A 9649-nucleotide genomic window follows, 5' to 3' on the forward strand; every position below is an offset into this window, starting at 1 on the left:
TCCCAATGCCTCCGAAGCAGCTACCGAGAGGCCACTCAATCCGTAGTCGCACGCACGTCCGACTGTGCGGGGACCTCATGGAAACGTCTTGGAGGTCTGACTCGCTGCTGGTGACCTCATCGATACGAGCAGGCGCAGGGACGATCGCGACTCCCCGACGAGGCCAGTCAGGTTTACCGGTGCGCCATTCGGGTGGACGGCACGCTGCGCCGGAACAGCCGCCGCGCGACAAGCGATCACTAGCCGTGGCGCACCCGTAGGCTGGTGCGCTCGCGTTGGGAGGCGTCGTGGGGCGGATCGTATGCGTGCACGGCATCGGACAGCAGATCTCCGGGGAACAGTCGCTGCTGCGTGACTGGACGCCTGCCCTCCTGGATGGGCTCACCCGCGCCGGCCACCGCCACGCCGCCACCGCCGACGACGACGTGGCAATGGGGTTCTACCGGAGCCTGTTCCGCCCCGCCGGCGACTTGCTGGCCGTCGGCGATCCGATGTTCACTGCGGCCGATGTCGAGCCCGGGTTGGAGGAAGACCTCCTGCTGGCGTGGTGGTGGGAAGCCGCGCGGGTGGATCCGACGGTGGCACCGCCGGAGGCGGACACGCTGGTACGAGTGCCAGGCTCGGCACAGACGGCGTTGCGGCAACTGTCCCGATCACGCTTCTTCAGTGGTCTGGCGCTGCGGGCGTTGGTGTTCGACCTCAAACAGGTTCGCCAGTACCTCGAAGACCAGGAATTGCGAGCAGAGGCCCGCGCCACGGTCAACAAGCTGATCAGCGCGGAGACACAGGTGGTGGTGGCACACTCACTCGGATCGGTGGTCGCCTACGAGACCCTCGCCGCGATGCCGGACCACCAAGTCCGCGCGCTAGTCACCCTGGGGTCACCGCTCGGGATCCCCAACCTCATCTTCGACCGACTCGACCCGACCCCACACGACGGACTCGGCACCTGGTCAGGCCCCGACCACCTGAAGTGGACGAACATCGCCGACCGCGGCGACGTCGTCGCACTCGAGAAAGACCTCCGACCACGGTTTGGACCACAGGTGATCAACGCCGTCGTCCACAACGGCGCCCACGCCCACACCGTCACTGCCTACCTCACTGACAAGCTCACCAGCGCCGCGATCGCAGGAGGCCTGGGTGCGTCCTGATCCCACGGAGCCGCGACGCTACCTGGTTGCCACCGCAGTCGCGCACTACCCCAAGGCGCCGCAGTGGAACCGACCCGGGCTCATCGAGGCTTGCAAGCAGATCGTCACCCTCTTCACCCGAGAGCTCGGTTATCAGCATGTCAGCTCCCTCGCCCCCAACCCGACCGGAGATCAGCTGACCACGCAGCTGCGGGCGTTCTGCCGTGACGAGGCCCGACGCCCCGACGACATCGTCGCCGTTTATCTGGGCTGCCACGGCGAGGTTCTCGATGACGCCCACGAGCACATGCTGCTGACCGCAGACGCCGATCCCGACGACGTCGACGACGCGCTGCCAACCGTCGAACTGGCCCGCAAGATGCTCCGCGGGACGCGGATTCGGCGAGTGCTGCTCATGCTAGACACCTGCTACTCTGGCCACGGTGGCGACGAATTCACCGCCGCCGCCATCACGTCCATGACCCGTAAATGGGGCGATACCCATGGATCGGGTCTGGCCGTCATTACCTCTGCCCAATCTTCTGAGCAAGCCGTAACTGGCGTGTTCCCACGACTGCTGCGCGACGCCGTCGGCTCCCTGACCACCGCCGGATCCAATCCCGCGGTCCTACCACTGGACTCGATCGTCCGGGCAATGAACGCCGACAGCGACAAACCCGGTCACCAGACGATCGGTTACAGCGTCGCCGGGCTGACCGGGGAAGTTCCACCGTTCCTGCCCAACCCGCGACACGGCACGAGCTTGACCAAGGTCGACCTGGCTATCCAGCACGCCAGCGAATTCGAAGTCCACGAAGAACGCCGCGACACCGAACTGCGGACCCGGTTGCTGATCCGGGCGATGGGCGGCAACAGCAGTGGCACCGGCGGCTGGTGGTTCGCCGGCCGCCACACGGCACTGCTGGACATCACCGCCTGGCTGCACCATCCCGACCCGTCCCGTCCACTGCTGGTCGTCACCGGCAACCCGGGATCGGGCAAGACCGCCGTGCTGGGCCTGATCGCCTCTCTGACTCACCCCCAGCGCCGCGTCACAGTTCCCGTGCACACCCTCGGACTTCCGGCAGCAGCCGTCCCGGCCCTCGCCTCAGTGGACGTCGCGATCTATGCCCAGCGCCTGACCACCGATCAGGTTCTCGCCGGTATCGCAACCGCCGTCCGCTCCCGCGCCGACACCCCCGGCCAGCTTCTAGAGGAGCTCGTCGACAGAGACACGCCGCTGACCGTGCTCATCGACGCTCTCGACGAAGCCGCCGACCCCGACGACCTGACCCGCCGCCTGCTGCGCCCCCTCGTCGACCACGCCGCCGGGAAGATACGACTGCTCGTCGGCACTCGCGACTTCCTCCTCGACCGTCTCGGCCAGCGACGCGACACCGCGATCGACTTGGACGCCGACCGGTACGCCGACCTGCAGGCGCTCACCACGTACGCCACCACGTGCCTGCTCGAAGCCAGTCCCAACAGCCCCTACCGCAGCGAGACGCCTGGACGGCTGCGCGCGGTCGCGGAAGCCGTCGCCGCGGCCGCTGATCCATCGTTCCTGGTCGCGGGGATCACCAGCGCCACCCTGGCTGCCCGAGACCAGACCGTCGACCCGCAGGATTCAGGCTGGTGCCGGGCCCTTCCCCGATTGCCTGGCGAGGCGATGCACCGCGACCTCGAAACGCGCTTCGATGACAAGGCCAAGAAGGTCCGAGACCTGCTTCGCCCGCTCGCGTTCGCCGAAGGGCAGGGTCTGCCGTGGGAGGACATCTGGGCTCCCGTTGCCTCGCGCGCCGCCGGAATTACCTACACCGACGAAGATCTGCTCTGGCTTCGCAAACACGCAGGTTCCTACGTCGTCGAAGCTACCGAGGATGGCCGCTCCACCTACCGGCTCTACCACCAAGCCCTTGCCGACTACTTACGAGACGGCGTCGACGCTGCCGCCCTACATGGCGCCATCGCTGAGGTCCTGGCCTCCCGCGTAGCGCGTAAGCTCGACGGCTGCCTTGACTGGACACGCGCCCACCCATACACCCTGCGCCACCTCGCTACCCACGCCGCCCTCGCAGGCAGAATCGACGCGCTGCTCGCCGACACCGACTATCTCGTGCACGCGGAACCAGACGCCCTCCTACTTGCGCTACACCACACCACCACCGACACCGGCGCACTCACCGCTGCTGTATACCGCTGCACCTCACACATTCACCGTCATCTTCCGCCCCCACGACGGCGCCAAGTCCTTGCTGTCGATGCCGCCCGCTTTCGAGCCTCGCGGCTCCAACAGGACCTGTCCGCATCATTGACTTGGCGACCGCGCTGGGCAACGGGCCAGCAAGCTGGTCGTACACTCCTCACCGCCTTCACCGAACATGCCAACTACGTGATGGCGGTGGCCTGCAGTGACATCGACGGCCACCCCGTCGCCGTCACCGCGGACGAAGAAGCCATACGAGTGTGGGATCTCGTCACCGGCGCCGGCACCGGCACCGAGCTCATCACTCTGAGTGACCGAATCGGATGGGTAAATGCGATGGCCTGCACCCACCTTGACGGCCGCCCCGTCGCTGTCACCGCCGGCGCCGACAGCGTCGCTCGGGTCTGGGACATCGCCACCGGCACCGCACTCACCACCTTCACCAAGCACACCGGATGGGTGAACGACGTCGCCTGCACCCACCTCAACGGCCGCGCCGTCGCCGTCACCGCTGACGAAGAAGCCGCACGAGTGTGGGACCTCGCCACCGGCACCGAACTCACCACCTTCACCGGCCACACCGGCTGGGTGAGGGCGGTAGCCTGCACCCACCTCAACGGCCACCCCGTCGCCGTCACCACCAGCGATGACAACACGGCCCGAGTGTGGGACCTCGCCACCGGCACCGAACTCACCACCTTCACCGGCCACACCGGCCGGGTGAAGGCGGTAGCCTGCACCCGCCTCAACGACCGGCCCATCGCCGTCACGACCGACGACGACACCGCACGTGTCTGGGACCTCGCCTCCGGCGCCGCACTCACCACCTTCACCAGGCATACCGGGTGGATCTATTCCGTGGCTTGTACGCACCTCAACGCGCGCCCAGTTGCCGTCACCGTTGGTAATGACAACACGGCTCGAGTGTGGGACCTTGCCACCGGCACCGAACTCACCGCCTTCACCGAACACATCAGATCGGTGAAGGCGGTGGCCTGCACCGACGTCGACGGCCGCGCTGTAGTCGTCACCGCCAGCGGCAACATCGCACGAGTCTGGCGATTACCGGTCGAGAGCACGAGCTGGACCGCAGCTACGGGTCATTCTGCTGCGGTTTTGGCCGGGGCATGCGGTGTGCTCGGAGGCTTGTCGGTGGTCGTCACCGCGGGCGAGGACGGGACCGCACGAGTCTGGGATCTCACCACGGGCACCGAACTCACCACCTTCGCCAAGCACACCGGGTGGGTGAACGCCGTGGCCTTCACCCACCTCGACGGCCGTCCCGTCGCCGTCACCGCCGGCCGCGATGAATTCGCACGTGTCTGGGACCCCGCCACCGGCACCGAACTCACCACCATGCACAGCGGGTGGGTGAACGCCGTGGCCTGCACCCACCTCGGCGGCCGCGCCATTGCCGTCACTACCGGCACCGACGCCGCACGAGTCTGGGACCTCGCCACCGGGACCGAAATTACCGAACTCACCGCCTACACCCTCTACGCCGGGTCGGACAACGCCGTGACGTGCACGCACCTCTACAGCCGCCCCATCGCCGTCATCACCAACGGCGACGCCGCGCAAGTTTGGGACCTCACCACGGGCACCGAACTCACCACTCTCGCCCACAAGAGCCGGGTTCGCGCTGTGGCCTGCACCCACCTCGACGGCCGGGCCATCGCCGTCACCACCGACAATGACACCGTCGCGCGGATCTGGGACCTCGCCACCGGCACCGAACTCACCAAACTGACCAAGGGCGTGAGAGCAGTGGCCTGCACCCACCTCGACGACCGCCCCATCGCCGTCACCGCCGGCTACTACGCCACGCGAGCTTGGGACCTTGCCACGGGAGACGAAGTTGGCGTCTTCGACTTCCAGCAAGTCGGCACTGTAGCAACTGGGCCAAGCAGAGAGCTCATCCTTGCATTGGGCTGGGACATCATCGTCCTTCACCATGTTGCGGAACCCTGATACGGGTAAATGACGGAAGGCCCCATGCTGGGTGCGCCGCTGACACCAGCTCACCAGCCGCCGATGACGACGACGCCGTCGAGCCTGGCGGCCGATTCGTCAGCTGGCTCGGCTTCATGTTCGGCTCACTCGCCTCCATCGCCGCCAACGTTCTCCACACCCGGCATCCACCCGACGGCCACCTCGCCGGGCTGGAGCCAGCAACTCCCACCACAGCTCGGCGCCGCCGTCTGGCCCGTCGCCTTCGTCCTCGCCGTCGAAGTTCTCTCCCACGTTAGATGTCCACAAACCCGACCCTGTCTCGTCGCCCGCCACGCCGGCGCCGCAGCCCTCGGCTCCAGATACATCTCCTGGAGCCACACGCACAGCTTGCTGCTCGCCTGGCACTATGACCCCACGCTTCGGCCAGTCGTGTTCTTTCTAGTAGGCGGGCAGCCGGACGAGCCGGAAGCCGAATGGAGATCGTCCTTCGAGCGGCTGACATCGTACGACAGTGTGACGGGACCCGGCTTTCCCGACTATTTATTCTTCGTCCCGTTAGCCATCGAGAACGCAAGGGAAGGGCTGGCAATACCTTAATCAGTCCGCCGCATCTTCGACACGCGATAAACGCCATGGGCGGCATTCACCTCAAAATATTGAGCAGCAAATATTGTCAATCGTCATGGCGGCGATTGTCCCACGGTAACTTGACACATGCTTTTACGGCGCCAATCACCCAGGTCTGTGTAAGCCCTGCCGCAACTGGCCCGCATCCGGTCCTTCGATCACGCAGGACCGCTGGGCCATTCGAGTGGTCGGCAGTCTGCACTGGAACGGGGCCAGCGTGACCGACGATCACTAGCCGTAGTGCTCCATTCAGGGTGCACTCTCGTGTGGGGAGACATGGTGGGGCGGATCGTCTGCGTGCACGGCATCGGCCAGCAAGCCACCGGCGAGGAACTTCTGCTCCGTGACTGGAGGCCGGCCCTGCTCGACGGGCTCACTCGCGCCGACCATTCCGGCGCCGTCAGCGCCAGCGACGTCGTGATGGCGTTCTACGGGCACCTGTTCCGCCCGGCCGGGCAACGCCTGGCCGTCGGCGATCCCATCTTCACCGCCAATGACGTCGACGCCGGTCTGGAGGAGGACCTCCTGCTGGCGTGGTGGCGGGAGACCGCACGGGTGGATCCGAAGGTCGCGCCGCCGGGGGCGGACACGCTCGTGCGAGCGCCCGGCTCGGTGCAAGCGGCGCTGCGGCAACTGTCCCGTTCCCCTTTCTTTGGGGGCCTGGCGTTGCGAGCGATGGTGTTCGACCTCAAGCAGGTCAGCCGCTACCTGCAGGACCCGAACCTGCGGGAGGTGGCGCGAGCCACGGTCGCGAAGCTGATCACCGAGGACACCCAGGTGGTGGTGGCGCACTCGCTCGGATCGGTGGTCGCGTACGAGACGCTCGCGGCGATGCCCGGCCATCAGGTGCGGGCGCTGGTGACGCTGGGGTCGCCGCTGGGGATCGCGCACCTGATCTTCAGGCGGCTGGATCCGGCCCCTCGTGACGGGCTCGGCGCCTGGCCCGGCTCGGACGAGCTGGCCTGGACGAACATCGCCGACCATGGCGACGTTGTCGCGCTGGAAAAGGACCTGCGGCCCCGATTCGGGCCGCGGATGGTCAACGCCGTCGTGCACAACGGTGCGCACGCCCATGCCGTCACCGCCTATCTCACCGACAAGCTCACCGGAAAAGCGATCGCGGACGGCTTGCATGCCTGCTGACACCCCAGGCCCGCGCCGCTACCTGATCGCCACCGCCATCGCCCACCACCCGAACGCTCCGCAGCTGGACAGACCCGGCCTGGTCGAGGCCCGCGACGAGATCATCGCCCTGTTCACCGACGAACTGGGCTACGAGCACGTCCACACCCTCGGCCTCGATCCAACCAGAGAGCAGCTGACCCGCCTGCTGCGCGCCTTCTGCCGCGACGGAGCCCGGCACCCGGACGACATCTTGGCCGTCTACATCACCGGCCATGGCGAAGTCCTCGACGACACCCACGAACACGTCCTGCTGACCGCCGACACCGACCCGGACGACGTCGAGGACGCGCTGCGCACCGCACAGCTAGCTCAGAAAATGCTCCAGAAAACCCGGGTCCGGCGGGTGCTGCTGATGCTGGACACCTGCTACTCCGGCCACGGCGGCAACGAACTCACCGCCGCCGCCATCACCGCGACGACCCACAGCTGGGGCGACGAACCCGGATCCGGGCTGGCAGTGATCACCTCCGCCCAGCCAGCTCAGCAAGCCGGATCCGGCGCATTCCCGCGTCTGCTGCGCGAGGCAGTCCACGCCTTGCCGACCGCCGGATCGAACCCGGCGGCGTTGCCGCTGGATGCGCTCGTGACCGCGATGAACGCCAGCATTCACAAGCCTGGCTACCAGACGATCGGGTACGGCGTGACCGGGCTGACCGGCGAGGTCCCGCCGTTCCTGCCCAACCCCCGCCACGACCCGCGGATGACGGAGGTCGACCTGGCCATCCAGCAGGCCAGCGAGTTCGAGGCCCAGGCCGATCGCCGCGACACCGAGCTGCGGACCCGGCTGCTGGTGCGGGCGATGGGCGGCAGCAGCGACGGCACCGGCGGCTGGTGGTTCGCCGGCCGGCACGCCGCACTGCTCGAAATCACCACCTGGCTGCAGCACCCCGACCCGGCGCGGCCGCTGCAGGTCGTCACCGGCAACCCCGGCTCCGGGAAAACCGCCGTCCTCGGCCTCATCGCCACCCTCACCCACCCTCAGCGCCGGGCCACGGTTCCCCTGCACAGCCTCGCGCTCCCCGCCGCCGCGGTCCCGGAAATCGGGGCGGTGGATGTCGCGATCTACGCGCAGAGCCTGACCACCGACCAAGTGCAGGCCGGGATCAGCGCCTCCATGCACTCCCGCGCCGACACCCCCGGCCGGCTCCTCGACGACCTCAGCGGTCGAGACACGCCCTTGACGGTGCTTATCGATGCCCTCGACGAAGCCAGCGACCCCGACCACCTCGTCCGCACCTTGCTACGCCCGCTGGCCGAGCACGCGGCAGGACGGCTCCGGATGCTGCTAGGCACCCGGGACTTCCTGCTCGACCGCCTCGGCCTGCGCCGCGACGAGGCGATCGATCTGGACGCCGACCGCTACGCCGACCCGCTCGCCCTGACCACCTATGCCGCCCGCGGCCTGCTCGAGGCCCATCCCGACAGCCCCTACCGCGATCAGTCACCAGAGCTGCTGCGCGCCGTCGCTGACGCTGTCGCCACCGCCGCGCACCCCTCGTTCCTGGTCGCGCGGATCACCAGCGCCACCCTCGCCGCCCAAGACCACGCCGCTGACCCAAGCGATCCCGCCTGGCACAGCTCGCTGCCGGCCTATCCCGGCGATGCGATGCACCGGGACCTTGAAACTCGCCTCGGCGACAACGCCGCCAAAGTCCGGGATCTGCTTCGCCCGCTTGCGTTTGCCGAAGGCCAAGGACTGCCCTGGGAAGACATCTGGGCCGCCGTCGCGTCCCGCGCAGCTGGCACTACTTACACCGACGAGGACCTGCTCTGGCTACGCGAAAATGCTGGCTCCTATGTCGTGGAAGCCACCGAAGACGGTCGCTCCACCTACCGGCTCTACCACCAAGCCCTCGCCGACCACCTCCGCGACGGCATCGACGCCACTGCCATCCACAACGCCATCGCCGAGGTCCTGATCGCCCGCGTACCACGCACGCTCGAAGGCCATCGCGACTGGCCTCGCGCCCACCCGTACACCTTGCGACACCTCGCTACCCACGCCGCCCTCGCAGAGGAGATCGACGCCCTGATCCCCGACGCTGACTACCTCGCGTATGCCGAGCCTGACGCGCTCCTGCTGGCCTTGCACCGGACCAGCACCGACACCGGCAGGCTCACCGCCGCGGTCTACCGCTGCACCGCCGACATCCATCGCCACCTATCGCCTCTACGGCGTCGCCAGGTCCTCGCCGCCGACGCCGCCCGCTTTCGCGCCCCACGACTCCAACACGACCTGTCCGCACCACTGACCTGGCAGCCGCGCTGGGCAACCGGACAGCAAGCCGACCACACCCTCCACGTCACCTTCACCGGCCACACCAACTCGGTGGAGGCGGTGGCCTGCGCCGAGCTCGACGGCCGCCCGGTCGCTGTCACCGTCAGTTTCGACGGCACCGCGCAGGTCTGGGACCTCGCCACCAGCGAAAAACTCACCACCTTCACCGGCCACACCGACATGGTGCACGCGGTGGCCTGCACCCTCCTCGACGACCGCCCTGTCGCCGTCACCGCCAGCTCCGACGGCACCGCGCAGGTCTGGGAC

At 67.8% G+C, this 9649-nt stretch carries 4 protein-coding genes; all 4 read left to right on the plus strand.

Features of this window, described 5'->3' with window-relative positions; all coding sequences use genetic code 11:
• Positions 1 to 287: 287 nt before the first annotated feature.
• Entirely contained in the window at positions 288 to 1154 is an 867-nt protein-coding gene (locus ACFVYA_RS29720; RefSeq protein WP_387049640.1) for a hypothetical protein, read from the plus strand.
• Entirely contained in the window at positions 1144 to 5310 is a 4167-nt protein-coding gene (locus ACFVYA_RS29725) for a caspase family protein (protein WP_387049642.1), read from the plus strand. Before ACFVYA_RS29720 ends, ACFVYA_RS29725 begins: the two co-directional genes overlap by 11 nt.
• Before the next feature lie 888 nt (positions 5311 to 6198).
• Positions 6199 to 7062, plus strand: a complete 864-nt coding sequence (locus ACFVYA_RS29730) for a hypothetical protein (RefSeq protein WP_387049644.1) — start codon at positions 6199 to 6201, stop codon at positions 7060 to 7062.
• A partial coding sequence (locus tag ACFVYA_RS29735) for a caspase family protein (protein ID WP_387049646.1) occupies positions 7052 to 9649 on the plus strand: 2598 nt, incomplete at its 3' end. The genes ACFVYA_RS29730 and ACFVYA_RS29735, both read left to right, overlap by 11 nt.

This window comes from Amycolatopsis sp. NPDC058278 (genome assembly GCF_042881395.1).
Lineage (GTDB): Bacteria > Actinomycetota > Actinomycetes > Mycobacteriales > Pseudonocardiaceae > Amycolatopsis.